Source organism: Pseudomonas sp. IT-P100 (genome assembly GCF_949767185.1).
GTDB classification, from domain to species: domain Bacteria; phylum Pseudomonadota; class Gammaproteobacteria; order Pseudomonadales; family Pseudomonadaceae; genus Aquipseudomonas; species Aquipseudomonas fluorescens_B.
Map to the genome: position 1 here is coordinate 429,389 of NZ_CATKQK010000011.1, position 25,644 is coordinate 455,032.

Below are 25,644 nucleotides of genomic sequence, written 5' to 3' on the forward strand. Positions count from 1 at the left end.
TTTCGTGACAGGCTTTGCTTCAACGCAAGCCTGGGCATCGTGCAGTGGCTGAATTCTTCGCCAACTGCCCAGGAGTAAGAATGAACACCCTCTTTATGCATTGCCGGCCGGGCTTCGAAGGCGAAGTCTGTTCCGAGATTTCCGAACACGCTGCGCGGCTGAACGTCGCCGGTTATGCCAAGGCCAAGACCGCCAGCGCCTGCGCCGAATTCATTTGCACCGAAGAAGACGGCGCCGAGCGCCTGATGCGCGGTCAGCGTTTTGCCGATCTGATTTTTCCGCGCCAGTGGGCACGCGGGATTTTCATCGACCTGCCCGAAACCGACCGTATCAGTGTGATCCTCGCGCACATGGCAGACTTCCCGCTGTGCGGCAGCCTGTGGCTGGAAATGGTCGATACCAACGATGGCAAGGAACTGTCGAACTTCTGCAAGAAGTTCGAAGTGCACCTGCGCAAGGCGCTGATGGCGGCCGGCAAACTGGTGGAAGATGCGAACAAGCCGCGCCTGCTGCTGACGTTCAAAAGCGGTCGCGAAGTGTTCATGGGGCTGGCCGAGTCGAACAACTCGGCAATGTGGCCGATGGGCATTCCGCGCCTGAAGTTTCCCCGCGAGGCACCGAGCCGCTCGACCTTGAAGCTGGAAGAGGCGTGGCACCACTTTATCCCGCGCGACCAGTGGGACGAGCGCCTGCACAGCGACATGACCGGCGTCGACCTCGGCGCAGCGCCGGGCGGCTGGACCTGGCAACTGGTCAACCGCGGCATGCTGGTGACCGCCATCGACAACGGTCCAATGGCGCAAAGCCTGATGGACACCGGTCTGGTGCAACATTTGATGGCCGACGGCTTCACCTACAAGCCCCGCCAGCCGGTGGACTGGATGGTCTGCGACATCGTCGAGAAACCGGCGCGCAACGCCGCAATGCTGGAGGAGTGGATCGGCGAGGGCCATTGCCGCGAAGCGGTGGTCAACCTCAAGTTACCGATGAAACAGCGTTACGCTGAAGTGAAACGCTTGCTGGAGCGCATCGCCGACGGGTTCAAGGAGCGCGGAATCCGGGTCGAAATTGGCTGCAAGCAGCTGTATCACGACCGGGAAGAAGTGACGTGCCATTTGCGTCGGCTTGACGTGAAGAAACCCAAGTCCCGTTAAAAGGCTGTACGCGGTCCCTAAACAGGTATGGCGTCATGCCACAGATGACCGAATACCCGGCAATGCGCGACAATGCCGGCCAGTTACAGGAGTGAATCATGAGTGAAATGCTTGATACGCCGGTAGACGGCACCCTCGACGCCACCGGCCTCAACTGCCCCGAGCCGGTGATGATGCTGCACCAGCACATCCGTGACCTCGCGCCCGGCGGCCTGCTCAAGGTGGTTGCCACTGATCCGTCGACCCGTCGTGACATTCCCAAGTTCTGTGTGTTCCTTGACCACGAACTGGTCGCGCAACACGAAGAGGCTGGCACCTACCTGTACTGGATCCGCAAGAAGTCCGATTGACCCACAAAAAACTACGGTGGGAGCCAGCCTGCTGGCGATAGCTGATTCAAACTCAACATCATTGTTGACTGAATCACCGCAATCGCCAGCAGGCTGGCTCCCACAGGGTCAACTCAGCCCGTAGCGGATCCGCTTGCGTGCACTGCGCGTCAGGCGGATCGACAGCATCAGCGCGGCGCAGCTCAGGCCGACGATCAAACCTTGCCACAGCCCGCTCGGGCCACTCGGTGTGCCGAACCAGTCGGTCAGCCCCAGCGCGTAACCCACCGGCAAACCAATGCCCCAGTATGCGAAGAGCGTCAGGATCATCGTCACCCGTGTGTCCTGATAGCCACGCAACGCACCGGCCGCCGTGACCTGGATCGCATCGGAAAACTGGAACAGCGCCGAGTAAACGATCAGCATCGCCGCCACGCGAATCACCGTTGGGTCAGCCGTGTAGATGGCCGCGATGTGCTCGCGCAGCAACAGCATTATGCTCGCCGAAATACACGCGTAAGCCAGCGCCGTGCCCATGCCGACACCTGCGGCGAAACGGGCTTCGCGCGGTTCCTGACGACCGAGCGCCTGACCCACTCGTACGGTCACGGCCATGCCGATCGAGTAGGGAATCATGAACACCAGCGAACTGAAGTTCAGCGCGATCTGATGCCCGGCGACTACGGTGGCGCCGAGGCTGCCGATCAGCAGGGCTATCACCGCGAAGATGCTCGATTCGGCGAACACCGCGATGCCGATCGGCAGGCCGATGCCCAGTAGGCGTTTGATCACTGACCACTGCGGCCAGTCGAAACGGCTGAATAACTGGCTCGATTGATACGCCGGCGCCCAGCGCTCCCAGCCGGCCATGCCCAGCGCCATCACCCACATCACAATCGCCGTAGCCCAGCCGCAACCGACGCCGCCCATGGCCGGCACACCGAAGTGGCCATAAATGAAGATGTAGTTCAGCGGAATGTTCAGCGCGAGCCCGCACAAACCCAGGACCATCGCCGGGCGCGTGCGTCCCAGGCCGTCACTGAAACAGCGCAGCACATGGTAGAACGCGACGGCGGGCAAACCGCTGGCGATGCCGTGCAGGTATTGCATGCACGGGCCGATCAGTTCGGGATCGACCTTCATCAGGTGCAAGATCGGTTCGGCGCTGAACAGCATGCCGGTCGCCATCAAGCCCACCACCAACGCCAGCCACAACGCCTGCCGCACGATCGGGCCGATCTCGCTGTGCGTGCCGGCGCCAAAGCGCTGGGCGACTTTAGGTGTGGTGGCCAGCAGAGTGCCGGTCATCAGCAGAAACACCGGGACCCAGATCGAGTTGCCCAGCGCCACCGCCGCCAGATCCCGCGGTCCGACGCGACCGGCCATCACCGCATCAACGAAGCCCATCGCGGTGGTGGCCAGCTGCGCGATCATGATCGGCAACGCCAGGCTCAGCAGATTCTTCAGCTCGAGGCGAACCCGGGCCGGGCGGTTTATGGAAATGGCGGCGGGGCGGTCAGTTACGGAATTCAAGGGCGAAACGTCCAGAGATATTGAGGCGCGAGCCGGCGCATTCTACGCCTTGACGCAATGGTCAGGAAAAGTCCTGTGTTAGCCATTTGTAATCATTTTTCGAACATTGCGACACTCCCCCCCTGTGGTGAGGGAGCTTGCTCCCGCTGGGCAGCGAAGCGGCCCCAAGTCAAACACCTCGGTTTCAACAGACTCACCACATAGGACTGCTTCGCAGTCCAGCGGGAGCAAGCTCCCTCGCCACAGGGGATTAATGCCTGCTGGCCCACCACGTCCTTCTCCGCCTACACTGCCGATCCGCCAAAGGAGCCTGCCATGCTGATTGTTGCCGACGAAAATATTCCGCTGCTCGATGCCTTCTTCGAAGGTTTCGGTGAAATCCGCCGGGTGCCGGGACGTTCAATCGACCGCACTACCGTCGAACAGGCCGATGTGTTGCTGGTGCGCTCGGTGACCAACGTCAATCGCGCGTTGCTCGAAGGCAGCAAGGTGCGCTTTGTCGGCACGTGCACCATCGGCACTGATCACCTCGACCTCGATTACTTCCAGCAGGCCGGCATCACCTGGTCCAGTGCCCCCGGCTGCAATGCCCGTGGCGTGGTCGATTATGTGCTGGGCAGTTTGCTCACCCTCGCCGAAATTGAAGGCGCCGACCTCACCCGGCGCACTTACGGCGTGGTGGGGGCCGGGGAAGTGGGCGGTCGACTGGTCAAGGTTCTGCAAGGGCTGGGCTGGAACGTGCTGGTCTGCGATCCGCCACGGCAAGCCGCCGAAGGAGGGGAGTTCGTCAGTCTTGAGCAAATCATCGAGCAGTGCGATGTCATCAGTCTGCACACACCGTTGAAAAAACACGGTGCCGGATCGACCTGGCATCTGTTCGACAAAAACCGTTTGAACCAGCTCAACCCCGGCACCTGGCTGATCAATGCCAGCCGCGGCCCGGTGGTGGACAACTCAGCCCTGTGCGACGTTCTGCTGCACCGCGAAGACCTGCAAGCGGTGCTGGATGTCTGGGAGGGCGAGCCTGAGGTCGATGTGGCGCTGGCCGACCTCTGCGTGCTGGCCACGCCGCACATTGCCGGTTACAGCCTCGACGGCAAACAACGCGGGACAGCGCAGATCTATCAGGCGTACTGCGCATTTCTCGGGCAGCCGGCGCGGGTCAGCTTGAGCGATTTGCTGCCGGCTCCGTGGTTGTCTCAGGTGACCTTGAACGCTGAGAGCGATCCTGCCTGGGCGCTGGCGATGTTGTGCCGTGGCGTGTACGACCCGCGCCGCGACGACGCGGATTTCCGACGCAGTCTTGTAGGCAGTGTGAGCGAGCAGCGTGCGGCGTTTGACGGACTGCGCAAGAACTATCCATCACGGCGGGAAATTGATGGGCTGCAGGTGCGGATCGAGGGGGATTCGCCGCAGTTGCGCAAGATTGTGGCGGCGTTGGGGGCTGTGGCTGTCTGAAGACCGCGTTGGCTCAATCGCGGGTTTGCCCGCGATTGGGTGCGCAAAACCTGCAAAAAACGCCCACAAAAAACCCGGCCATCAGGGCCGGGTCAAGAAGACGGTGGCTATATCAATCTTGTTTGGCAGGCTTGACCAATCGCTTCTCCAGTTCGCGGCAGGCGTCCTGGATCATGTTTTCAGTGATCGGAACTTCACGGCCTTTTTCGTCAATGATTGAGCAACCCAGAGACTGATCTGGCTGTGTGCGGATCACTTGAATCTTGTCATCGCTGCTGTGTTGCAAGGACATGGCCTGTCTCCTCTTCAGGTTGTGTGCTTACTGTAGAACCGCCAGGTGACCGGGCTGTGACAACTCCCTGCGATCTCTTCTGAGCGGCAATGCCAGTCCACCAGAAATACCGTAACGTTGCCACCCGGACTTTAGACCAATAGCGTCTAGGGGCTGGTCTTTGCGGTCATAATTAACCTGACTCATTGTGATTTACAGAGTTCCCCCCCATTGAGCGGTATAGCCGACCCCTAAACGTGTGAACTGGACCCCCCCCGATGCTATCTGCCCGTCACCGCCGCGCGATTCGCCTGGCCAGCCGTTTCCTTGTGCCCTATCGCTGGCAGGCGTTGGGTGCGTTGCTCGCACTGATTGTCACGGCGGGCATTACCTTGTCCATGGGGCAGGGGATCCGGCTGTTGGTGGATCAGGGATTCATGACCCAGTCACCGCATTTGCTCAACCAGACCATCGGTCTGTTCATGCTGTTGGTGTTGGGTCTGGCGCTCGGCACGTTTGCGCGTTTTTACCTGGTGTCGTGGATTGGCGAGCGGGTGGTGGCCGACATCCGGCGTCAGGTGTTCAACCATCTGGTTTACCTGCATCCGGGGTTTTATGAAGACAATCGCAGCTCCGAGATCCAGTCGCGGCTGACCGCCGACACTACGTTGCTGCAATCGGTGATCGGCTCTTCGCTGTCGCTGTTTCTGCGCAATCTGCTGATGGTGATCGGCGGGATTGTGTTGCTGTTTATCACCAACCCCAAACTCACCAGCATCGTCGTTGTGGCGTTGCCACTGGTGATCGCGCCGATCCTGATCTTCGGCCGACGGGTGCGCAGCCTGTCGCGCCTGAGCCAGGACCGGATTGCCGACATTGGCAGCTACGTGTCTGAAACCCTTGGCCAGATCAAAACCGTGCAGGCCTATAACCATCAGGTCCAGGACGAACAGCGGTTTGCCGCGACCGTGGAGGAGGCGTTCAACACCGCCCGTAAACGGATATTCCAGCGTGCCTGGCTGATTACCCTGGTGATCGTGCTGGTGCTGGGCGCGGTCGGCGTCATGCTGTGGGTCGGCGGCATGGATGTGATGGCCGGGCGGATTTCCGCAGGTGAACTGGCGGCGTTCGTGTTCTACAGCCTGATCGTCGGCAGCGCGTTCGGCACGTTGAGTGAAGTCATTGGTGAGCTGCAGCGCGCTGCCGGCGCCGCCGAGCGGATTGCCGAATTGCTGCGCTCGGAAAACATCATCCAGCCACCGACGACGGGGCTGGTGACATTGCCGGAGCGAGTGACGGGTAACCTGGAGCTGCAAGACGTGCGTTTTTCCTACCCGTCGCGTCCTGAAAGCTACGCCGTCGATGGCTTGAGTCTGACCGTCAAGGCTGGCGAAACCCTGGCGCTGGTCGGACCTTCCGGCGCGGGCAAGTCGACGGTGTATGACTTGTTGCTGCGTTTCTACGACCCGGCCGAAGGCCGCATTCTGCTCGACGGCGTGCCGCTGACTCAGCTCGATCCGCTCGACTTGCGCCGTTGCTTTGCGCTGGTCTCGCAAAACCCTGCGCTGTTCTTCGGCAGCATTGAAGAGAACATCCGCTACGGCAACCCGACAGCGACCCTGGAACAGGTCCGGGAGGCGGCAAAGATTGCCTACGCCCATGATTTTATCGAGGCAATGCCCAACGGCTACCAGACTCACCTCGGCGACGGTGGCCTCGGTTTGTCAGGCGGCCAGCGCCAACGCCTGGCCATCGCTCGAGCGCTGCTGGTGGACGCGCCCATCCTGCTGCTCGACGAAGCCACCAGCGCCCTCGATGCCCAAAGCGAGCACCTGATCCAGCAAGCCCTGCCCAGCTTGATGAAAAACCGCACCACCCTGGTTATCGCCCATCGCCTGGCCACGGTGAAAAACGCCGACCGGATCGCGGTGATGGATCAGGGCAAACTGGTGGCAGTGGGCACCCATCAGGAGCTGATCGCGAGCAATGCGCTGTATGCGCGGCTGGCGGCGTTGCAGTTCAATGATGGAAAGACCGAACTCGATCTCCACCTGTAGGAGCCGCCGCAGGCGGCGATCTTTTAATCTTGCTTAAAAAAATGCCCGCATCAATCGATGCGGGCATTTTTGTTTGCGGCTCAAGGCGACGATCAAAAGATCGCCGCCTGCGGCAGCTCCTGCATGACCGGCTCCCGGTTATTGATCGTCAAAATACCGCTCATGCCAGTCCACCAACGGCTGTGGCGAGTTGAGCTTCTGGCCGTAGATCACCGAGTACGACAATACGTTCTGCACGTACTGGCGGGTTTCGTCGAACGGGATGCTTTCTACCCAGACGTCGAAGCTCAGGTGATCCGCGCCGCGCAGCCACTGGCGCACGCGACCCGGGCCGGCGTTGTAGGCGGCGGAGGCGAGGACGCGGTTGCCGTTGAACTGGCTGTGCACCTGGCTCAGGTAGGCGGCGCCGAGCTGGATGTTCTTGTCGGGATCGAACACATGCTGTGGCGAGGCCAGGGGAATGCTGAACTTGCGCGCGGTTTCCTTGGCGGTACCGGGCATCAGTTGCATCAGGCCGCTGGCGCCGACGCCGGAGCGGGCGTCGTCCATGAAGGCGCTTTCCTGTCGCGTGATGGCGAATACCCAGCTCGAATGCAGGCCACGGACCTTGGCTTCGCGCACCAGGGTTTCGCGGTGGGCCATCGGGAAGCGGATGTCCAGGTCGTCCCAGTACTGCGCCTGACTGATGGTGCGGATCGCCGGGAAGTACCATTTCAGGTCATAGGCCAGTTTCGCCTGGGCGACCATTTCGTCACGGTTGAAGTGGCGGCTGACGTAATACCACTCGCGACGACCGTCAACGATCTGCCCGCGTGCGTGAAATTCAAGGGCGCGACGTACACCTGGCGTGTTGCGCACTTTGTTGATCAGCGCCTGGCTAAGCACCAGCGGCTTGTTGTTCAGCGAGTACGGCAGCTGCGAGCGGTCGGCGGCGAGGAAGCCGTAGAAATCACGCTCACGGGCGAGGCCTTTGTAAAGCGTCTGCGCTTGCGGGTTCTGCGGCTGCGCCAGTTCCAGGCTGCGGGCCTGCCAGTAGCGCCAGCGGTTGGTGGTCGCAAGGTCTTGTGGCAAGCGGCGAGTCAACTGATAGGCATCGTCCCAGCGGGCCAGGCGCAATAGCAGGCGCAGGCGCCATTCGGATACGGTGTTGTCGCGCAATTCCGGGTCGTACTTGGTCATCACGTCCAGCGCCCGGCTATCAAAGCGACGAGCGAGGGTCAGGCCGATTTCCCGGGCGATCGCGACTTTTTCATCACGGGAGAAATGCATGCTGCTGGCATAGCCGTCGAGCAAGGCCATCGCCTTGTCCGGGTCTTGCTTGGCCAGGCGGCGCAAGCCGAGGCTGACGATGTCAGACATCGGCTCATCGGCCGGGGTGAAGCGCGACGGCTGATTAAGCAGTTCAGGTTTCTGCGCCACATCCACCAACAAGCGACCGCGAGGGGCGAGGGTGGTCAGGCCATTGACCAGGCTGTTGGCCAGCGGATAGTTGCGCGCCTGGGCGGCAAGCTTGGTGCGTTCCCAGCGTTTCTGTTCGGTCAGTTGGCCTTCGGCGGCCCAGATCCCGAACAAGCCATCACACGCCCCAGGCAACGATTTACCGGTTAGCCAGAGTTTTTCGGCGTTGGCATAACCTTCGGTCTTCTGGTTGCGCGCGATCTGATTCTGCGCGTTCAGGCAGTCCAGTTCGGTGAAATTGAGCTTGGGGTCGTAGTACTTGACGAAAGTTGCCCAGTCTCCGCGATCGGCCAGCCAGCGCAACCAGCGAAGTTTCATCCAGTTGGCTTGCGGCAGATCGCCGTGTTCGGCGAGGAATTTCTCGATTTCGGCATTGCTCGCGGTTTTCAGACGCGCGGTCAGTTCGTCATACGCAAGATAAGGCTCCAACGGGTAATCACTGAGAGCCTGGCTGTAACGGAAGTACGGACCTGTATCACCCTTGGCCAGGGCACGCTTGGCTTCATCGTAGTATTGGCGTTGGGTAGACAGGTCCACCGCCTGTGCTGTTTGGATGGCTGTGGCAGAAAGAAGAAAACTGGATAAAAGACCAAAAAGGCGGCTGCGCATGAGACGTCCGAACAGAGAAATCATGACAAGCGTTGACGATGCCAACACTGAATTAACTGTAGCTTAGCCTTTTGCCAGCAGCAGGCGAAAGCTTTGCGGGCCCGCCAGCATCAGTTCGCAACATTTGTCATGCAGAGTGCCCCGAAGGTGAAATTGCCGGCCTTCTGAAGCCTCAAGTCAGGTAGAATGCGCGCCCGGTTTTTGGAGAAGCTCATGACCCTGCTCAAATTCAGCGATGTGTCCCTTGCTTTCGGCGCTATGCCGTTGTTGGACAAGGTGTCCTGGCAGATCGCCCGTGGTGAGCGGGTGTGCATCATCGGCCGCAACGGCACTGGCAAGTCCAGCATGATGAAGCTCGTCAAGGGCGATCAGAAGCCCGATGAGGGCTCCGTCTGGCGCGCCCCCGGCCTCAAGATCGGCGAATTGCCGCAAGAATTGCCGGTAGCCGACGAGCGGACCGTGTTCGACGTGGTGGCTGAAGGCCTGGACGGTGTCGGCGAGCTGCTCGCGCAGTATCACCACCTGAGCCAGAACATCGTCACCGACGCCGACCTGGACAAACTGATGCACGTCCAGCACGACCTCGAAGCCCGTGATGGCTGGCGCTTGCAGCAACTGGTCGACAGCACGTTGAGCCGCCTGCAGTTGCCGGCCGACAAGACCCTGTCCCAGTTGTCCGGCGGCTGGCGTCGCCGCGTCCTGCTGGCGCAGGCGCTGGTGTCCGAACCGGATCTGCTGCTGCTCGACGAACCGACCAACCACTTGGACATCGGTGCAATTGCCTGGCTCGAAGAAGCGCTGAAGGATTTCCAGGGCGCCGTGCTGTTCATCACGCACGACCGTTCCTTCCTGCAGAACCTCGCGACCCGCATCCTCGAACTGGATCGCGGTGGCCTGATCGACTGGAACGGCGACTACGCCAGTTTCCTTGTGCACAAAGAAGCCTCGCTGGCCGCTGAAGAAACCGCCAACGCGCTGTTCGACAAAAAGCTGGCCCAGGAAGAAGTCTGGATCCGTCAGGGCATCAAGGCCCGTCGCACCCGTAACGAAGGCCGCGTTCGTGCCCTGAAAGCATTGCGCGTCGAGCGCAGCGAGCGTCGTGAGCGCACTGGCAAGGCCAACATTCAGCTGGACACCGCTGACAAGTCCGGCAAGCAGGTGATGGTCCTCGAGAACGTGAGCTTCGCTCACCCGGGCGGCCCGTTCCTGATCAAGGATTTCTCGATGGTCCTGACGCGCGGCGACCGTATCGGTCTGCTTGGCGCCAACGGTACCGGCAAGACCACGCTGTTGAAACTGATGCTCAGCGGCCTGCAACCGACCAGCGGCACAGTGGAAGAGGGCACGCGCATCGACGTGGCGTACTTCGATCAGTTGCGTCATCAGCTGGACCTGGAAAAGACCGTGATCGACAACGTGGCCGAAGGTCGCGACTTCATCGACATCGATGGTCAAAGCCGTCATGTGCTGAGCTACCTCGGCGACTTCCTGTTCAGCCCGCAGCGTGCCCGCACGCCGGTCAAGGCGCTGTCGGGTGGTGAGCGCGCTCGTCTGTTGCTGGCGAAACTGTTCAGCAAGCCAGCGAACCTGCTGGTCCTCGACGAACCGACCAACGACCTCGACGTGGAAACCCTCGAACTGCTGGAAGAGGTCTTGCTGACCTTCAACGGCACCGTGCTGATGGTCAGCCACGACCGGGCATTCCTCGACAACGTGGTGACCAGTACCCTGGTCTTCGAAGGTGAAGGCAAGGTTCGCGAATACGTCGGTGGTTACCAGGACTGGCTACGCCAGGGCGGTTCGCCGCGGCTGCTGGGCGTGACCGAGAGCAAGTCCGGCAAGGCCGACCTGACGTCGGCGGTCGTGACGGCTGAGGCTGCACCCGTGGCGGCAGTGACCGAAGCGCCTGTGGCGAAGAAAAAGCTCAGCTACAAGTTGCAGCGTGAGCTGGAAATGTTGCCGGCTCAGATCGAGGCCATGGAGCAGCAGATTGCAATCGTTGAGGCCCAGATGGCCGATGCCGGTTTCTATCAGCGTCCTGCTGCCGAGACCGCCGCGGTGATCGCGCAATTGGAGCAGTTGCAGGCTGAGCTCGACGTCATGGTCGAGCGTTGGGCGGAGCTGGATGCCTGATTGATCCTGCGATAAAAAAGCCCGGCTTCACTGACGTGAATGCCGGGCTTTTTGTAGGAGGGGGTCAGCTTTTGTTTTGCAGGCGCACCGCAAGCACATCGCAAGGCGCACCGTGCAGCACGTCGTTGGCGGTTGAACCCAGCAATAGCGCCAGACCGTGCCGGCCATGACTACCCACCACGATCAGGTCACAGGTTTGTTCCTTGGCCAGGTGATGAATCTCCTGGCGCGGCTGGCCGTAGGTCAGGTGACTGTATTCCTTGGAGAGCTCCGGGTACTTCTCGATCAATCGGTCCAGTCGCTCCTTGGCCTGATCGAACTGCTGCTGTTGCAGTTGCGACAGGTCCATCGGCACGTCGCCGCCGAACGCCATGGCCATGGGCTCGACAATGTGCACCAGGGACAACTTCGCGCCATTGCTCACTGACAACTCGCGAGCACGGTGGATGACAGGGTCGCACTCTTCGGTCAGGTCTACAGCGACCAGAATGTGGTGGTAGGGCATGAGGTGCTCCTCCTGAGGATGCAATATTGATAAGTATGGCTGGTTTCAAGCGCGTTGTTTTCAAAGTGACTCAAAGCGCTCATCAAGAATCGGGAGTACAGATATGACGGTCTGGATAGTGGTGTCAATCCTGTTGGTGGTGCTGAGCCCGCTGGCATGGCTGCGACCGTCCCGTGGTCAGAGCGGGCGCATGGCCCTGCGCATGGAGGCGCGGCGCATCGGGCTGGCCATGCAACTGGCGCCTCAGGAGTGGCCGCACTGGCTCAGTCAGGAACCTCCGAGCCCCTGTGCGCAGTACCATCGACCGCGTCGCGGCAATCAGCCAGCGTGCTGGAGTTATTGGCAGAAGTCGCCGGGTGTGTGGGTGAATCAGTGGCAGGAGGTCTGCGAGGATCAAACGCTGCTCAATCATTTCGAAAAATTGCCAGCCAACGTCTACAAGGTCGAAGCGGACAAGCAGATGATCACGTTGTATTGGGGCGAGAGGGGCGAAGCGACGGTTTTGCAACAAATCGATGCCACCCTCAAGGCATTGGCCTGAAACGCGATCCTGCGTATCACGCGGAACACATCATCAGGCAATAAAAAGCCCGACATTCATCATCGGGCTGGAGTTGGCCAGGCAGGCCGGTAATTCGTTGTGGGCTGATCTTACGCCGGGCATTCGCCGACGCGTTCAATTTTTTTCCTCAATCTCACGCCCAGCGTAGCCCTTTAAACAAAGGCTGCCGCGAATTAGGGCGACTTTTCTAACTATTGATTCTATGAATGGCTTCACATGCATCCGTGTGTTGCTGGTGCTCGTGGTACGGAAATGACCGGAAAGTCGCGTTTCAACCCGTATTTTGGGCGATTGACAATTGCCGGAAATTCCGTGAAGGTGGCGTACCCAAATCAAACGGGCGTATGAATCGGGCGTTTGCATTGCAGACCGCTCCTACAGAATCCCGACTATCGCGTTGGCGGGTGTGCCGGGTGGATTGGCGTAGCATCGACGATAAACGTCCCTGCCGAGCCATTCGCCTGCGTCCGACGTGTACTGTTCAGCTTCCATATCGTGGAGATCAGTTGATGATTTACGAAGGTAAAGCCATCACGGTTAAGGCTCTTGAAAGTGGCATCGTCGAATTGAAATTCGACCTCAAGGGTGAGTCCGTCAACAAGTTCAACCGTCTAACCCTGAACGAACTGCGTCAGGCCGTAGACGCCATCAAGGCAGATGCTTCGATCAAGGGTGTGATCGTCAGCAGCGGCAAGGACGTGTTCATCGTCGGCGCCGACATCACCGAATTCGTCGAGAACTTCAAGCTGCCTGATGCAGAGCTTGTTGCAGGCAACCTCGAAGCCAACAGGATTTTCAGCGATTTCGAAGACCTCAACGTCCCGACTGTCGCCGCCATCAACGGCATCGCCCTGGGTGGCGGTCTGGAAATGTGCCTGGCGGCGGACTACCGCGTCATGTCCGCTACCGCGAAAATCGGCCTGCCGGAAGTCAAGCTGGGTATCTACCCGGGCTTCGGCGGTACCGTGCGCCTGCCGCGCATCATCGGTGCCGACAACGCCATCGAGTGGATTGCCGCGGGTAAGGAAAACCGTGCTGAAGATGCGCTGAAAGTCGGCGCTGTCGACGCAGTGGTTGCTCCCGAGAAGCTGGCAGAAGCGGCTCTGAACCTGATCAAAGGCGCCATCTCCGGCGAATTCGATTACAAGGCCAAGCGTCAGCCAAAACTGGAAAAACTCAAGCTCAACGCCATCGAACAGATGATGTCGTTCGAAACCGCCAAAGGTTTCGTGGCCGGTCAGGCTGGCCCGAACTACCCGGCACCGGTCGAAGCGATCAAGACCATCCAGAAAGCCGCGAACTTCGGTCGCGACAAAGCGCTGGAAGTCGAAGCTGCAGGTTTCGTCAAACTGGCTAAGACCTCTGCCGCGCAGAGCTTGATCGGTCTGTTCCTGAACGATCAGGAACTGAAGAAAAAGGCCAAGGCCTACGACGAAATCGCCAGGGACGTGAAGCAGGCTGCCGTATTGGGCGCCGGCATCATGGGTGGCGGTATCGCCTATCAGTCGGCCTCCAAAGGTACGCCGATCCTGATGAAGGACATCAACGAGCATGGCATCGAGCAAGGCCTGGCTGAAGCCGCCAAGCTGCTGGTGAGCCGCGTTGATAAAGGTCGCATGACGGCGGCGAAAATGGCTGAAGTCCTCAACGGCATTCGTCCAACCCTGTCCTACGGTGACTTCGGTCACGTGGACCTGGTGGTCGAAGCGGTCGTCGAGAACCCGAAGGTCAAGCAAGCCGTTCTGGCCGAAGTCGAAGACAAGGTCAAAGAGGACACCATCCTCGCGTCCAACACCTCGACCATTTCCATCACCTTGCTGGCCAAGGCCCTCAAGCGTCCGGAAAACTTCGTCGGCATGCACTTCTTCAACCCGGTGCACATGATGCCGCTGGTGGAAGTGATTCGTGGCGAGAAGTCCAGCGAGCTGGCCGTTGCCACCACCGTTGCCTACGCCAAGAAAATGGGCAAGAACCCGATCGTCGTCAATGACTGCCCGGGCTTCCTGGTCAACCGCGTACTGTTCCCGTATTTCGGCGGTTTCGCCAAGCTGGTCAGCGCCGGTGTGGACTTCGTCCGTATCGACAAGGTCATGGAAAAATTCGGCTGGCCGATGGGCCCGGCGTACCTGATGGACGTGGTCGGCATCGACACCGGCCACCACGGTCGTGACGTGATGGCTGAAGGCTTCCCGGACCGCATGAAAGACGACCGTCGTTCGGCTGTCGACGTGCTTTACGAAGCCAAGCGCCTGGGCCAGAAGAATGGCAAGGGCTTCTACGCCTACGAGACCGACAAGAAGGGCAAGCAGAAGAAAGTCGCCGATCCGTCGGTGCTGGAAGTGCTCAAGCCGATCGTTTTCGAACAGCGCGACGTCACTGACGAAGACATCATCAACTGGATGATGATCCCGCTGTGCCTGGAAACCGTGCGTTGCCTGGAAGACGGCATCGTCGAAACCGCTGCCGAAGCCGACATGGGCCTGGTCTACGGTATTGGTTTCCCTCCATTCCGTGGCGGTGCGCTGCGTTACATCGATTCGATCGGTGTGGCAGAGTTCGTTGCCCTGGCTGACCAGTACGCTGATTTGGGCGCGCTGTACCACCCGACCGCGAAGCTGCGCGAAATGGCCAAAAACGGCCAAAGCTTCTTCGGTTAAGCGCCCCCAACTAGAGTGAGAGTGAATATATGAGCTTGAATCCTAGAGACGTCGTGATTGTCGACTTCGGTCGTACTCCGATGGGCCGCTCCAAGGGCGGCATGCACCGCAACACCCGCGCTGAAGACATGTCGGCGCACCTGATCAGCAAATTGCTGGAACGCAACGTCAAGGTCGACCCGAACGAAGTCGAAGACGTGATCTGGGGCTGTGTGAACCAGACCCTGGAGCAGGGCTGGAACATCGCCCGCATGGCGTCCCTGATGACTCAGATCCCGCACACCGCTGCCGGCCAGACCGTCAGCCGCCTGTGCGGTTCGTCGATGAGCGCACTGCACACGGCTGCGCAAGCGATCATGACCGGCAACGGTGACGTGTTCGTGGTTGGCGGCGTCGAGCACATGGGCCACGTGAGCATGATGCACGGTGTCGATCCGAACCCGCACATGTCCCTGTACGCGGCGAAAGCCTCGGGCATGATGGGCCTGACCGCTGAAATGCTGGGCAAAATGCACGGCATCACTCGCGAACAACAGGACGCTTTCGGCGTGCGCTCCCACCAACTCGCTCACAAGGCGACCGTGGAAGGCAAGTTCAAAGACGAAATCATCCCGATGCAGGGCTACGACGAGAACGGTTTCCTGAAACTGTTCGACTACGACGAAACCATTCGTCCGGAAACCACCCTGGAAAGCCTGGCGGCATTGAAGCCAGCGTTCAACCCGAAGGGCGGCACCGTGACAGCCGGTACTTCGTCGCAGATCACCGACGGTGCTTCGTGCATGATCGTGATGTCGGCGCAGCGTGCACAGGACCTGGGCATCCAGCCTCTGGCGGTGATTCGCTCGATGGCCGTGGCAGGTGTGGATCCGGCGATCATGGGCTATGGTCCAGTACCGGCGACACAGAAAGCACTGAAGCGCGCCGGCCTTGGCATCAACGATATCGACTTCTTCGAGCTCAACGAAGCTTTCGCCGCGCAGGCCCTGCCAGTGCTGAAAGATCTGAAAGTGCTCGACAAGATGAACGAGAAGGTTAACCTGCACGGCGGCGCGATCGCCCTGGGTCATCCGTTCGGCTGCTCCGGTGCGCGTATCTCCGGCACTTTGCTGAACGTGATGAAGCAAAATGGCGGCACCTTCGGGGTAGCCACCATGTGCATTGGTCTCGGCCAAGGCATCTCCACCGTCTTCGAACGCGTTTAAGCGTTTCGTTGATGGAAGCCGGGGCCAAGTGCCCCGGTTTTTGTTTTTCCGGATTTATTTTTGTTTTTATTTTGAAAAGATTTGAGTGAGGGCCAAACCATGCCGATACAACCTGGGCTCTACCAACATTACAAAGGTCCGCAGTACCGCGTATTCAGCATTGCGCGGCATTCGGAAACCGAAGAAGAAGTGGTCTTCTACCAAGCCCTGTATGGCGATTACGGCTTTTGGGTGCGTCCCTTGAGCATGTTCCTGGAGTCGGTCGAGGTTGACGGCGAACAGGTGCCACGCTTTGCTTTGGTGCAAGCCGAACCGAGCCTTTTTTCGAAGGCATAAGCTGAGATCGCGCACAACCCTGCGCTTGACCTCACCTTGTAGCCACTATATATAGCGGTGCCGCGTCAGGCGCCAACCGCCTTTCACTTCTAGAATTCAGGAATTTTCTGATCCATGGGCAAATCGCTGGTCATTGTGGAATCCCCGGCTAAGGCCAAGACCATCAACAAGTATCTGGGTAACCAATACGTGGTGAAGTCGAGTATCGGCCATATCCGAGACCTGCCCACCAGCGGTTCGGCTAGCGCCAGCAAAGAGCCAGCCGCCAAGCGCGGCAAGGCCGCCGCGGGTGAAGGTCCGGTGCTCACGCCGAAAGAGAAAGCGCGCAAGCAGCTGGTCTCGCGCATGGGTGTCGATCCCGATCATGGCTGGAAAGCCAAGTACGAGATCCTCCCGGGCAAGGAAAAGGTTATCGAAGAGCTGCGCCGGCTCGCCAAGGATGCTGACACCATCTATCTCGCAACCGACTTGGATCGCGAGGGGGAAGCCATTGCCTGGCACCTGCGCGAAGCCATCGGGGGTGACGACAGCCGCTACAAGCGCGTGGTGTTCAACGAAATTACCAAGAAGGCGATTCAGGAAGCCTTCTCCAAGCCGGGCGAGCTGGACATCGATCGTGTAAATGCCCAGCAGGCGCGTCGCTTCCTCGACCGCGTGGTGGGTTACATGGTTTCGCCACTGCTGTGGGCCAAGATCGCCCGTGGCTTGTCCGCCGGTCGTGTGCAATCGGTTGCCGTGAAGCTGGTGGTCGAGCGTGAACGCGAAATACGTGCGTTCAACCCGGAAGAGTACTGGGAAGTCCACGCTGACCTCGGCACCGCGAAGGGCGCCACCGTGCGCTTCGACGTGGCTCGTGAGAAAGGCGAGGCGTTCAAACCGTTGAACGAAGCCCAGGCCATGGCCGCGCTGGAGAAGCTCAAGGCCTCCAGCTACAGCATCGTCAAACGCGAAGACAAGCCGACCAGTAGCAAGCCGTCGGCGCCGTTCATCACATCCACCCTGCAACAGGCCGCGAGCAACCGCCTGGGCTTCGGTGTGAAGAAAACCATGATGATGGCCCAGCGTTTGTACGAAGCCGGCTACATCACGTATATGCGTACCGACTCCACCAACCTCTCGGCTGATGCCGTGACGATGGCGCGTACCTATATTGAAGGCGAGTTCGGCAAGAAGTACCTGCCGGAAACCCCGAACGTCTACAGCAGCAAGGAAGGCGCACAAGAGGCTCACGAAGCGATTCGTCCGTCCGACGCCAACACCGAGCCAAGCAAGCTGTCGGGCATGGAGCGCGATGCAGAGCGGCTCTACGAGCTGATCTGGCGCCAGTTCCTCGCCTGCCAGATGTTGCCGGCCCAATACTTGTCGACCACGGTCACTGTCGGTGCCGGGGATTTCGAGCTGCGCGCCAAGGGCCGCATCCTCAAGTTCGACGGTTACACCCGCGTCATGCCGCAAATCGCCAAGCCTGGCGATGACGACGTGCTGCCGGACATGGCCCAGGGCGACGTGATGAAGCTGATCAAGCTTGATCCGACCCAGCACTTCACCAAGCCGCCGGCGCGTTACTCGGAAGCGAGCCTGGTGAAAGAAATGGAAAAACGCGGCATCGGTCGTCCTTCGACCTATGCTGCGATCATTTCGACCATCCAGGACCGCGGGTATGTAGCGCTGCACAACCGTCGTTTCTATTCGGAAAAGATGGGTGACATCGTCACCGAGCGTCTGTCCGAGAGCTTCTCCAATCTCATGGACTACGGCTTCACCGCCGGCATGGAAGAGAACCTCGATGACGTGGCCCAGGGCGAACGCGACTGGAAAAACGTGCTGGACGAGTTCTACGGCGACTTCAAGAAAAAACTCGAAGTAGCCGAAAGCGCCGAAAACGGCATGCGTGCCAACCAGCCGGTGATGACTGACATTCCGTGCCTGACCTGTGGCCGACCGATGCAGATTCGTACCGCATCGACTGGCGTATTCCTCGGTTGCTCGGGTTACAGCCTGCCGCCGAAAGAACGCTGCAAGGCCACCGTCAACCTGGTGCCGGGCGACGAGATCGCGGCGGACGACGAGGGTGAATCGGAGTCGCTGGTTCTGCGCGGCAAGCATCGTTGCCCTATCTGCAGCACCGCGATGGACGCTTACTTGCTCGACGAGAAGCGCAAGTTGCACATCTGCGGCAACAACCCGGATTGCGACGGCTACGAAATCGAAGAGGGCACCTATCGCATCAAGGGCTATGAAGGTCCGAGCCTGGAATGCGACAAGTGTGGCAGCGAGATGCAACTCAAGACTGGCCGTTTCGGCAAGTTCTTCGGTTGCACCAACCCGACGTGCAAGAACACCCGCAAACTGCTGAAAAGCGGTGACGCGGCGCCGCCGAAGATGGACCCGGTGAAGATGCCTGAGCTGAAATGCGAAAAGGTCAACGACACCTACATCCTGCGCGACGGTGCTTCCGGGCTGTTCCTGGCGGCGAGCCAGTTCCCGAAAAACCGCGAGACCCGTGCTCCGCTGGTCATGGAAATCGTGCCGCACAAGGATGAGATCGATCCGAAGTATCATTTCCTCTGTGAAGCGCCGAAGAAAGACCCGGACGGCCTCCCGGCAGTAATCCGTTACAGCCGCAAAACCAAAGAGCAGTACGTTCAGACCGAAGTCGACGGTAAGCCGACCGGGTGGAAGGCGTACTACGATGGCGGCAAGTGGACAGTTGAAGACAAGCGTCCAGCAGCCAAAGCATAAAAGCCACAGGCACAAAAAGGCCGCATGACAACCCTCGGGTTTTCATGCGGCCTTTTTGTTTTGGGCTTGCGGTGAGCTTGGGTGATCCACGACACTGTCTGACCTGCGTGAAGCAATTATTTCGTTGTGGAGGCTGCCGTCATGGCCCACGAACTCTATACCCGTACCAACCAGAAGATTTATTTCGCCGGCCTGTCGCTTGAGGCGCTTGCGAAGGCCGAAGAGGGGCGGGCGATGAATTCCCTGGCGCTGATTCAGGCCGGGCGCGAATCGGCATTGTTTCACTTGTACGGCGCGTTGCTGGGGCTGTGCCATGAAATCGCTGGTTTCTATCGCTTGCCGCAGGCCAATGCGCCTCGGGCGGAAATGCTGCTGACCCGGGAAGTGCTTGAGGCCATCGCCATTCCTGAAATGGCCGAGATGGTCGAGTTGGCGCAGAACCCCGAAACCTGGCTGGCCAAGCTACTGTCAGCGCATGCGGCGCTGTTTCAGCCGCCCCGCGCTCCGCACAAACCCAAAGGCGACGTAACACAGCCGTTGATCCTGGCCGTTAATCTGGATGAAGAGGACGCGCCCGAAGAGTTGAGCCGGGAAGAACTGGAGGGTTGGCGTCAGAACCTCAAAGGTCTGGCGATCCGGTTTCGCGAAGGCTTGAACGAGTGCTGAGGGATTGAGTGTTCGATGGACGGATGCGAGAGACTGTCCGTTCAGGGATGAGCGTGCTGTCAGAAATTTCTCTTCCTGGTGGCATCTGGTCAAGATCCCGAGCGAAGCCTGGCCGATGCCTATATAATCCCCGCCTTTCGTGGAGAACAGACCTTTATGCCAACGTCCTTTCTAGAAATTGTCGAGTTACCAGACGGCCGAATCGAGCTGCGCAGGGCTGAGGACGAGGGTTCTCTGGTTACTTTGGATTTCTCCGAGGATGCCAAGGCGTTCCTGCAAGGCCAGCACGTAGAAGTCGCCAAGGCGATGTTGAGCGTGGGTGTTCAGATGGCTGGTCGCCTGGTTGAAGGCGATTTCAATACCAATGAGGGTGCTCGGGTTCTTCATTGATCCCCGTTCGTCGCATTTAACTGATACCGCTATTGATCGGCTTCTCTGTCCCTGGAGAAGCCCCGCATTGCTCAGCTCACTCTTCGTTCAGCCCAGTCGAATATTCAGGCTTTGTGCGTCACCGGTCCGGGCGGCGCTGATCAACTGTTGGCGTGACGTGGTGCTCAACGGGTTGAGCCAACTGACGACGGTGTGGCTGCGACCCAGGCGCAAGGCTTCGCAGGTCAGCTGTTGTGCGCTTTGGGTGCCGCGCGGTTGCAGTAGCAAAATACGTTCACGATTCAGGCCGGCTTCTCGCAGCCAGGTTTGTGTCAGGCTGGCGGGCGGGGCGATCAGTGTCAGCCAGCGCGCATCCTGATCCTCGCTCAACTCCCTGAGGATCGGTGCCAGAAGGCTCAGGCAGTTCCCGGCCGCACCACGCAGTGACAGCTCACTGAAAACTTCGGGTTCGGCGCTCCAGGGCGACTCGACCACGTCTTTCAGAATCGGTGCCATCGGCTGCACCATGAAAGCCTCGAACAACGGCAGTTGGGCTTGCTGTGATGTGTGTTGGAACTGCATAAAGCCTCCTTTAGCGGCGAATGACGCCGACACTCAAGCCTTCGATCACCAGCTCCTGATCTTTCAGGTTCACTTCGATAGGGGCGAATTCAGGGTTCTCGGCAATCAGCCAGACTTTGCTGCCGTCACGCTTGAAGCGTTTGACTGTCACTTCGTCACCGATACGCGCCACCACGATCTGGCCGTTGCGGGCTTCGCGGGTGGTATGGACGGCTAAAAGGTCGCCATCGAAAATTCCCACATCCTTCATGCTCATGCCATGAACGCGCAGTAAATAGTCAGCACGAGGATGGAAGAACGCAGGATTGATGTTGCAGGACTCTTCGATGTGCTGCTGGGCAAGGATCGGCGCACCGGCAGCGACCCGGCCAATGATTGGCAGGGTGGACTCGTCTGCCTTGGCTTCGAAGCCGGGGATGCGGATGCCGCGGGAGGCGCCTGGCGTCATCTCGATGGCGCCTTTGCGAGCCAGTGCCTTGAGGTGTTCTTCTGCCGCATTGGGCGACTTGAAACCCAGTTCCTGAGCGATTTCCGCGCGGGTCGGCGGGTAGCCGTTGTCTTCCAGGCAGCGTTTGATGAAGGCCAGAATCTCGGCTTGGCGTGGCGTCAGCTTTAGCATATTGATCGCTCTGTCTTTTTATACAGTGACTGGGATTATATACAGTGAAAGCATCTTGGCAATGCCCCATTTTTTTCCGGCCGCCGGACGGTCATTCAGCGTGCTGATTAACACGGCGCAGATGTATGGTTAAATAGCTGACCGAGCATTCCCGAAACGAACCGGCAGGCTTGACAAGGCCAGGGTTGAAACGTATGTTTCAAACAAGTGTTTGTCAGGCGGAGTAGCCATGGCCCAGTCGGAAACCGTTGAACGCATTCTCGATGCTGCGGAGCAGTTGTTCGCGGAAAAAGGTTTTGCTGAAACCTCACTGCGTTTAATCACCAGCAAGGCCGGGGTCAATCTGGCGGCTGTGAATTATCACTTCGGCTCGAAGAAGGCGCTGATTCAGGCCGTATTCTCGCGTTTTCTCGGACCGTTCTGCCTGAGCCTCGATAAAGAGCTGGAGCGACGCCAGGCCAAGCCCGAGAACAAGCCGACACTTGAAGAACTGCTGGAAATCCTCGTCGAGCAAGCCCTGGTGGTGCAGCCACGCAGCGGCAACGATCTCTCCATCTTCATGCGATTGCTGGGACTGGCATTCAGCCAGAGCCAGGGTCACTTGCGTCGGTATCTCGAAGACATGTACGGCAAGGTATTCCGCCGCTACATGACGCTGGTCAACGAAGCCGCACCGCGCATTCCGCCGATCGAACTGTTCTGGCGTGTGCACTTCATGCTGGGTGCTGCGGCGTTCAGCATGTCCGGTATCAAGGCCTTGCGTGCGATTGCCGAAACCGATTTCGGCGTCAACACCTCCATCGAGCAAGTGATGCGCCTGATGGTGCCGTTCCTGGCGGCCGGCATGCGTGCTGAAACCGGGGTGACCGACACGGCCATGGCCACTGCGCAGTTGCGTCCGCGCAGCAAATCGACACAGGTTGCCGCCAAGGTTTAACCGCACACGGGTGGGCGCGGCAGCTGACATCCGCTAAGCTAGCCGCCCATGCCGACTCTCGTTCTGAACCCGCTCCCCATTTTTATCGCCGACCTGCAGGGCACAGCCCAGGGCGGCGAATGCGTGCGAGCCAGGTTTATCGTTATCAAGGAATCTCTATGACTGCTGGCCTGCAAGGCTCGTTGATGGTGGACGTCGCCGGTACCTGGCTGACGGCCGAGGATCGCCAATTGTTGCGCCAGCCCGAAGTGGGTGGCCTGATCATTTTTGCCCGCAACATCGAGCACCCGCGTCAGGTGCGCGAACTGAGCGCCTCGATTCGTGCCATTCGCCCCGATCTGCTGCTGGCAGTGGATCAGGAGGGCGGTCGTGTGCAACGCCTGCGCCAGGGCTTCGTGCGACTGCCGGCCATGCGCGCCATTGCCGACAATCCGAACGCCGAATACCTGGCGGAACAGTGCGGCTGGATCATGGCTACCGAAGTGTTGGCCGTGGGCCTCGACCTGAGCTTTGCCCCGGTGCTGGATCTCGATTACCAGCGCAGCGCCGTGGTCGGCACCCGTTCGTTTGAAGGTGATCCGGAGCGCGCGGCGCTGTTGGCCGGTGCATTTATCCGTGGGATGAACAGCGCGGGAATGGCGGCCACCGGCAAGCACTTCCCCGGACACGGCTGGGCCGAGGCGGATTCCCACGTCGCGATCCCGAATGACGAACGCAGCCTCGACGAGATCCGCGCCAACGACCTGGTGCCGTTCGCCCGGTTGAGCAAGCAATTGGCCGCCGTCATGCCGGCCCATGTCATTTACCCGCAAGTCGATTCCCAACCCGCCGGCTTCTCCCGTCGCTGGTTGCAGGACATCCTGCGCGGCGAATTGCAGTTCGATGGCGTGATCTTCAGCGACGATCTGTCGATGGCCGGCGCCCATGTGGTCGGTGATGCTGCCAGCCGAATCGAAGCCGCATTGTCTGCCGGTTGTGACATGGGCCTGGTGTGCAACGACCGCGCCGCTGCGGAACTCGCCCTGAGCGCCGCCCAGCGTTTGAAGGTCAAGCCGTCCGAGCGCATCGCGCGCATGCGTGGCCAGTCGTACGCCAGCACTGAATACCGTCAGGATCCGCGATGGCTGACAGCCATTGGCGCGCTCAAAGACGCTCAACTGATTGAATAAGGACTTCACGTTATGACGGTTTACGCGATTATTGGTGGCACCGGCCTGACTCAACTCGAAGGCCTGAGCATTCGTCAGTCGTTGGCGGTGGACACTCCTTATGGCGCACCTTCGGCCGAAGTGCAGATCGGTGAGTATGCCGGCAAGGAAGTGTTGTTCCTCGCACGTCACGGGCACCCGCACCGTTTTCCACCGCATCAGGTGAACTACCGCGCCAACCTCTGGGCATTGAAGCAGGCCGGTGCCGAGGCGATCCTTGCAGTCAATGCAGTAGGGGGGATTCATGCCGCCATGGGCACCGGACATTTCTGCGTGCCGCACCAACTGATCGACTACACCAGCGGCCGCGAACACACCTATTTTGCCGATGACCTGGAGCAGGTCACCCATATCGACTTCAGCTATCCCTACAGCGAATCGCTGCGTCAGCAATTGATCGCGGCGCTGGCGGCTGAAGGCGTCGGCTACAGCAGCCATGGCGTGTATGCGTGCACCCAGGGCCCGCGTCTGGAAACAGTGGCGGAGATTGCGCGCCTGGAGCGTGACGGCTGCGACATCGTCGGCATGACCGGCATGCCGGAAGCAGCGTTGGCACGCGAGCTGGAACTGGATTACGCCTGTCTGGCATTGGTGGTGAACCCGGCAGCGGGCAAGTCGACAGCGGTGATCACCATGGCGGAGATCGAGCAGGCGCTGCATGACGGCATGGGCAAGGTCAAATCCACATTGGCGCGGGTATTGGCGGGTTGAGCTCAAGCGACCGGATGACCTCTCCGGTCGCCTCACGATTCACCGGGTTTCAAGCGGCGTTGATTCCATGACGAGAATAATTGAGCCGTATCCTCTGGAAGTCGATGACTGCGGGCACCCAGCTTGCCTCTCACCGCTTTCACCCCCAGTCTGATTCCGGCTCAAGACACGAGCGGCTTGCCCATGATTGCCGCGACCCGGATTCGAGCCGGTCGCAGTACTTTTCCCGGCCTATACTGCTCGCCAGCAAGCAAAGACTTGCCCATCCAGACAACAAACACCGTGCCCCGAGGTTTTCATGCATCCCGCCATTCTCAACCTGAATCAGGTCGACCTTGAACCGCTGCCCGAAGCTCTTGCGCCGACCGGTGAAACGGCCGGGCGCTATCGGCAGCGGATGGCCCGCGTCGGTCAGCAACTGGGTGCGCAAAAGCTTGGCTATCGCTTGTACGTGCTGGAACCGGGGATGCGTGGCAGTCCGTTTCACAGTCATCGGGTCAATGAGGAAATGTTTTATGTGGTGGCCGGGGAAGGGGAGATCCGTCTCGGGGCCGAGCGTTTTCCCATCCGTGCGGGTGACGTGATCGCCTGCCCGCCGGGCGGTCCGGAAGCGGCACACCAGATCATCAACACCAGCACCGGCGAGCTGCGCTACCTGGCGGTCAGCACCCAGCAATCGCCGGAAATCTGCGAGTACCCTGATTCTGGCAAATACGCGGTGATGGACGACTTCAAGGTCGATGCCGAGGGCAATGCGTCGGGCTTCGTCGCCATTGCCCGGCCGTCTGACGGCGTGGATTACTGGGACGGCGAGTAGGTACGCCACTCGCCAAATGTGCCGTCGGTTTATTCGAGCCGTGCCAGCCGCTCTTCCAGCGCCGCAATGCGCGCCTCCAGCTCTTCGATCCGCTCCACGGAAACACCGCTGCCGGCCCCACGCTCGACCGGATTTTGCCGCGCCGCGAGGATCGCTTCGATATCCGCCGGATCACCCAGCGCATGCATATAGCGATCCTCCCGCTGCCCGGCCTGCCGCGGAATCAGCAACGCCAGACCGCGAGCAATCAACCGTTCAAGTTGATGCACGACCTGTTCGGCATCTTCGAACTCATGCATGCGGCCGCTGCGGGTCAGCAGTTCGTTGACCGTCTGCGGACCTCGCAGAAACAGCAGTCCCGTCAGAATCACCTGTGCCGGCACCAGCTCCAGGGCCTTGTCGACCTTGTGTTCCCAGCGATCGGCCCGGCTGCCCATCACCAGTCTGGTAAACCCGCGACCTTCGAGGGCGCGCAGGCTCTGGCCGACCTGGCCCTGGGTGAGGTTCATCACCGGTTCGCGGCTGGTTTTCTGGTTGCAGGCAATCACCAGGGCATTGAGGGTCAGCGGATAGGTTTCCGGGCTGGTGGCCTGTTTCTCGATCAACGAACCGAGAATGCGGATTTCCGTGCTGTTCAGGCGTGGTTCGTCGAAAGTCGTTTCTTGCTCAGTGCTCATGATGCTGCGTCCTTACCCCGGTTCATAGTCTTCTCCTGCTGGCATGCAC

The 25,644-nt window shown here is 59.9% G+C and carries 23 protein-coding genes; 16 read left to right on the top strand and 7 right to left on the bottom strand.

What is annotated here, in order from left to right; translation table 11 throughout:
- Nucleotides 1–80 precede the first annotated feature (80 nt).
- Together rlmM and tusA are read left to right on the top strand one after the other, a co-directional pair.
- Nucleotides 81–1,154, top strand: coding sequence for a 23S rRNA (cytidine(2498)-2'-O)-methyltransferase RlmM (rlmM, locus tag ACM6IQ_RS10130; RefSeq protein ID WP_017337545.1), 1,074 nt, complete (start codon nucleotides 81–83; stop codon nucleotides 1,152–1,154).
- 98 nt (nucleotides 1,155–1,252) lie between these two features.
- Nucleotides 1,253–1,504 (top strand): sulfurtransferase TusA, encoded by a 252-nt coding sequence (gene tusA, locus ACM6IQ_RS10135; protein ID WP_017337546.1) that lies wholly within the window; start codon nucleotides 1,253–1,255, stop codon nucleotides 1,502–1,504.
- Nucleotides 1,505–1,612: 108 nt separating this feature from the next.
- Here tusA and ACM6IQ_RS10140 read toward each other — a convergent pair whose 3' ends face one another.
- Nucleotides 1,613–3,016 (bottom strand): MATE family efflux transporter, encoded by a 1,404-nt coding sequence (locus tag ACM6IQ_RS10140; RefSeq protein ID WP_414878648.1) that lies wholly within the window; start codon nucleotides 3,014–3,016, stop codon nucleotides 1,613–1,615.
- Nucleotides 3,017–3,331: 315 nt separating this feature from the next.
- On the opposite strand from ACM6IQ_RS10140, the gene pdxB reads away from it, so the two are divergent.
- Nucleotides 3,332–4,474 (top strand): 4-phosphoerythronate dehydrogenase PdxB, encoded by a 1,143-nt coding sequence (pdxB, locus tag ACM6IQ_RS10145; protein ID WP_414878649.1) that lies wholly within the window; start codon nucleotides 3,332–3,334, stop codon nucleotides 4,472–4,474.
- 112 nt (nucleotides 4,475–4,586) lie between these two features.
- Here pdxB and ACM6IQ_RS10150 read toward each other — a convergent pair whose 3' ends face one another.
- Complete coding sequence (locus tag ACM6IQ_RS10150) at nucleotides 4,587–4,766, bottom strand: PA1571 family protein (protein ID WP_017337549.1); 180 nt, start codon at nucleotides 4,764–4,766, stop codon at nucleotides 4,587–4,589.
- A gap of 257 nt (nucleotides 4,767–5,023) precedes the next feature.
- Here ACM6IQ_RS10150 and ACM6IQ_RS10155 point away from each other — a divergent pair, with 257 nt between their 5' ends.
- Nucleotides 5,024–6,802 carry an ABC transporter transmembrane domain-containing protein gene (locus ACM6IQ_RS10155; protein WP_414878650.1) on the top strand — a complete coding sequence of 593 codons (1,779 nt, stop codon included), beginning with the start codon at nucleotides 5,024–5,026 and terminating at the stop codon, nucleotides 6,800–6,802.
- 138 nt (nucleotides 6,803–6,940) lie between these two features.
- Here ACM6IQ_RS10155 and ACM6IQ_RS10160 read toward each other — a convergent pair whose 3' ends face one another.
- Nucleotides 6,941–8,869, bottom strand: coding sequence for a transglycosylase SLT domain-containing protein (locus ACM6IQ_RS10160; protein ID WP_017337551.1), 1,929 nt, complete (start codon nucleotides 8,867–8,869; stop codon nucleotides 6,941–6,943).
- Between the two features lie 213 nt (nucleotides 8,870–9,082).
- Between ACM6IQ_RS10160 and ACM6IQ_RS10165 the strand changes: the two genes are divergently transcribed.
- Nucleotides 9,083–11,002 (top strand): ATP-binding cassette domain-containing protein, encoded by a 1,920-nt coding sequence (locus tag ACM6IQ_RS10165; protein WP_017337553.1) that lies wholly within the window; start codon nucleotides 9,083–9,085, stop codon nucleotides 11,000–11,002.
- A 64-nt stretch (nucleotides 11,003–11,066) separates the two neighbouring features.
- Here ACM6IQ_RS10165 and ACM6IQ_RS10170 read toward each other — a convergent pair whose 3' ends face one another.
- Nucleotides 11,067–11,507 (bottom strand): universal stress protein, encoded by a 441-nt coding sequence (locus tag ACM6IQ_RS10170; protein WP_017337554.1) that lies wholly within the window; start codon nucleotides 11,505–11,507, stop codon nucleotides 11,067–11,069.
- 103 nt (nucleotides 11,508–11,610) lie between these two features.
- Here ACM6IQ_RS10170 and ACM6IQ_RS10175 point away from each other — a divergent pair, with 103 nt between their 5' ends.
- From ACM6IQ_RS10175 to ACM6IQ_RS10205, 7 genes are all read left to right on the top strand, one after another.
- Nucleotides 11,611–12,048 (top strand): hypothetical protein, encoded by a 438-nt coding sequence (locus ACM6IQ_RS10175; RefSeq protein ID WP_414878651.1) that lies wholly within the window; start codon nucleotides 11,611–11,613, stop codon nucleotides 12,046–12,048.
- A 530-nt stretch (nucleotides 12,049–12,578) separates the two neighbouring features.
- Nucleotides 12,579–14,726, top strand: a complete 2,148-nt coding sequence (fadB, locus tag ACM6IQ_RS10180; RefSeq protein ID WP_017337556.1) for a fatty acid oxidation complex subunit alpha FadB — start codon at nucleotides 12,579–12,581, stop codon at nucleotides 14,724–14,726.
- Nucleotides 14,727–14,755: 29 nt separating this feature from the next.
- Nucleotides 14,756–15,931, top strand: a complete 1,176-nt coding sequence (fadA, locus tag ACM6IQ_RS10185; protein WP_008028488.1) for an acetyl-CoA C-acyltransferase FadA — start codon at nucleotides 14,756–14,758, stop codon at nucleotides 15,929–15,931.
- A gap of 99 nt (nucleotides 15,932–16,030) precedes the next feature.
- On the top strand, nucleotides 16,031–16,267 hold the full coding sequence (locus ACM6IQ_RS10190; RefSeq protein WP_017337558.1) for a DUF1653 domain-containing protein: 237 nt from the start codon (nucleotides 16,031–16,033) through the stop codon (nucleotides 16,265–16,267).
- A 114-nt stretch (nucleotides 16,268–16,381) separates the two neighbouring features.
- Entirely contained in the window at nucleotides 16,382–19,009 is a 2,628-nt protein-coding gene (topA, locus tag ACM6IQ_RS10195; RefSeq protein ID WP_017337559.1) for a type I DNA topoisomerase, read from the top strand.
- 141 nt (nucleotides 19,010–19,150) lie between these two features.
- Nucleotides 19,151–19,675, top strand: coding sequence for a DUF6586 family protein (locus ACM6IQ_RS10200; protein ID WP_017337560.1), 525 nt, complete (start codon nucleotides 19,151–19,153; stop codon nucleotides 19,673–19,675).
- A 156-nt stretch (nucleotides 19,676–19,831) separates the two neighbouring features.
- A complete protein-coding gene (locus ACM6IQ_RS10205; RefSeq protein WP_017337561.1) occupies nucleotides 19,832–20,065 on the top strand; it encodes a hypothetical protein in 234 nt (77 codons plus the stop codon).
- 87 nt (nucleotides 20,066–20,152) lie between these two features.
- Here the strand turns inward: ACM6IQ_RS10205 and sulA are convergent, their stop codons facing one another.
- Complete coding sequence (gene sulA / locus ACM6IQ_RS10210) at nucleotides 20,153–20,626, bottom strand: SOS-induced cell division inhibitor SulA (protein ID WP_414878652.1); 474 nt, start codon at nucleotides 20,624–20,626, stop codon at nucleotides 20,153–20,155.
- Between the two features lie 10 nt (nucleotides 20,627–20,636).
- The gene (gene lexA / locus ACM6IQ_RS10215) at nucleotides 20,637–21,245 is read right to left on the bottom strand and encodes a transcriptional repressor LexA (protein ID WP_007944149.1); all 609 of its coding nucleotides are present in this window, start codon (nucleotides 21,243–21,245) and stop codon (nucleotides 20,637–20,639) included.
- Nucleotides 21,246–21,474: 229 nt separating this feature from the next.
- Between lexA and psrA the strand changes: the two genes are divergently transcribed.
- The 4 genes from psrA (at nucleotide 21,475) to ACM6IQ_RS10235 (ending at nucleotide 24,918) form a co-directional block, all read left to right on the top strand.
- Nucleotides 21,475–22,182 carry a transcriptional regulator PsrA gene (gene psrA, locus ACM6IQ_RS10220; protein WP_017337563.1) on the top strand — a complete coding sequence of 236 codons (708 nt, stop codon included), beginning with the start codon at nucleotides 21,475–21,477 and terminating at the stop codon, nucleotides 22,180–22,182.
- A gap of 170 nt (nucleotides 22,183–22,352) precedes the next feature.
- Entirely contained in the window at nucleotides 22,353–23,351 is a 999-nt protein-coding gene (nagZ, locus tag ACM6IQ_RS10225; protein ID WP_174602651.1) for a beta-N-acetylhexosaminidase, read from the top strand.
- Between the two features lie 12 nt (nucleotides 23,352–23,363).
- Nucleotides 23,364–24,101: an S-methyl-5'-thioinosine phosphorylase gene (locus ACM6IQ_RS10230; RefSeq protein ID WP_017337565.1), complete on the top strand. Its 738-nt coding sequence runs from the start codon at nucleotides 23,364–23,366 to the stop codon at nucleotides 24,099–24,101.
- 298 nt (nucleotides 24,102–24,399) lie between these two features.
- Nucleotides 24,400–24,918, top strand: a complete 519-nt coding sequence (locus ACM6IQ_RS10235) for a cupin domain-containing protein (RefSeq protein WP_414878653.1) — start codon at nucleotides 24,400–24,402, stop codon at nucleotides 24,916–24,918.
- A 29-nt stretch (nucleotides 24,919–24,947) separates the two neighbouring features.
- On the opposite strand, the gene ACM6IQ_RS10240 is transcribed toward ACM6IQ_RS10235, so the two are convergent.
- The gene (locus ACM6IQ_RS10240; protein WP_414878654.1) at nucleotides 24,948–25,595 is read right to left on the bottom strand and encodes a YceH family protein; all 648 of its coding nucleotides are present in this window, start codon (nucleotides 25,593–25,595) and stop codon (nucleotides 24,948–24,950) included.
- Nucleotides 25,596–25,644 lie beyond the last annotated feature (49 nt).

Excerpts from the sequence above, each read along its gene's own strand:
- ACM6IQ_RS10205 (WP_017337561.1), top strand. The coding sequence starts at position 19,832 with ATGCCAACGTCCTTTCTAGAAATTGTCGAGTTACCAGACGGCCGAATC.
- ACM6IQ_RS10165 (WP_017337553.1), top strand. The coding sequence starts at position 9,083 with ATGACCCTGCTCAAATTCAGCGATGTGTCCCTTGCTTTCGGCGCTATG.
- ACM6IQ_RS10170 (WP_017337554.1), bottom strand. The coding sequence starts at position 11,507 with ATGCCCTACCACCACATTCTGGTCGCTGTAGACCTGACCGAAGAGTGC.
- fadA (WP_008028488.1), top strand. The coding sequence starts at position 14,756 with ATGAGCTTGAATCCTAGAGACGTCGTGATTGTCGACTTCGGTCGTACT.
- lexA (WP_007944149.1), bottom strand. The coding sequence starts at position 21,245 with ATGCTAAAGCTGACGCCACGCCAAGCCGAGATTCTGGCCTTCATCAAA.
- psrA (WP_017337563.1), top strand. The coding sequence starts at position 21,475 with ATGGCCCAGTCGGAAACCGTTGAACGCATTCTCGATGCTGCGGAGCAG.
- ACM6IQ_RS10235 (WP_414878653.1), top strand. The coding sequence starts at position 24,400 with ATGCATCCCGCCATTCTCAACCTGAATCAGGTCGACCTTGAACCGCTG.
- ACM6IQ_RS10175 (WP_414878651.1), top strand. The coding sequence starts at position 11,611 with ATGACGGTCTGGATAGTGGTGTCAATCCTGTTGGTGGTGCTGAGCCCG.
- ACM6IQ_RS10230 (WP_017337565.1), top strand. The coding sequence starts at position 23,364 with ATGACGGTTTACGCGATTATTGGTGGCACCGGCCTGACTCAACTCGAA.
- rlmM (WP_017337545.1), top strand. The coding sequence starts at position 81 with ATGAACACCCTCTTTATGCATTGCCGGCCGGGCTTCGAAGGCGAAGTC.
- tusA (WP_017337546.1), top strand. The coding sequence starts at position 1,253 with ATGAGTGAAATGCTTGATACGCCGGTAGACGGCACCCTCGACGCCACC.
- ACM6IQ_RS10155 (WP_414878650.1), top strand. The coding sequence starts at position 5,024 with ATGCTATCTGCCCGTCACCGCCGCGCGATTCGCCTGGCCAGCCGTTTC.
- ACM6IQ_RS10190 (WP_017337558.1), top strand. The coding sequence starts at position 16,031 with ATGCCGATACAACCTGGGCTCTACCAACATTACAAAGGTCCGCAGTAC.
- ACM6IQ_RS10160 (WP_017337551.1), bottom strand. The coding sequence starts at position 8,869 with ATGCGCAGCCGCCTTTTTGGTCTTTTATCCAGTTTTCTTCTTTCTGCC.
- sulA (WP_414878652.1), bottom strand. The coding sequence starts at position 20,626 with ATGCAGTTCCAACACACATCACAGCAAGCCCAACTGCCGTTGTTCGAG.
- ACM6IQ_RS10200 (WP_017337560.1), top strand. The coding sequence starts at position 19,151 with ATGGCCCACGAACTCTATACCCGTACCAACCAGAAGATTTATTTCGCC.
- ACM6IQ_RS10150 (WP_017337549.1), bottom strand. The coding sequence starts at position 4,766 with ATGTCCTTGCAACACAGCAGCGATGACAAGATTCAAGTGATCCGCACA.
- fadB (WP_017337556.1), top strand. The coding sequence starts at position 12,579 with ATGATTTACGAAGGTAAAGCCATCACGGTTAAGGCTCTTGAAAGTGGC.
- ACM6IQ_RS10240 (WP_414878654.1), bottom strand. The coding sequence starts at position 25,595 with ATGAGCACTGAGCAAGAAACGACTTTCGACGAACCACGCCTGAACAGC.
- pdxB (WP_414878649.1), top strand. The coding sequence starts at position 3,332 with ATGCTGATTGTTGCCGACGAAAATATTCCGCTGCTCGATGCCTTCTTC.
- topA (WP_017337559.1), top strand. The coding sequence starts at position 16,382 with ATGGGCAAATCGCTGGTCATTGTGGAATCCCCGGCTAAGGCCAAGACC.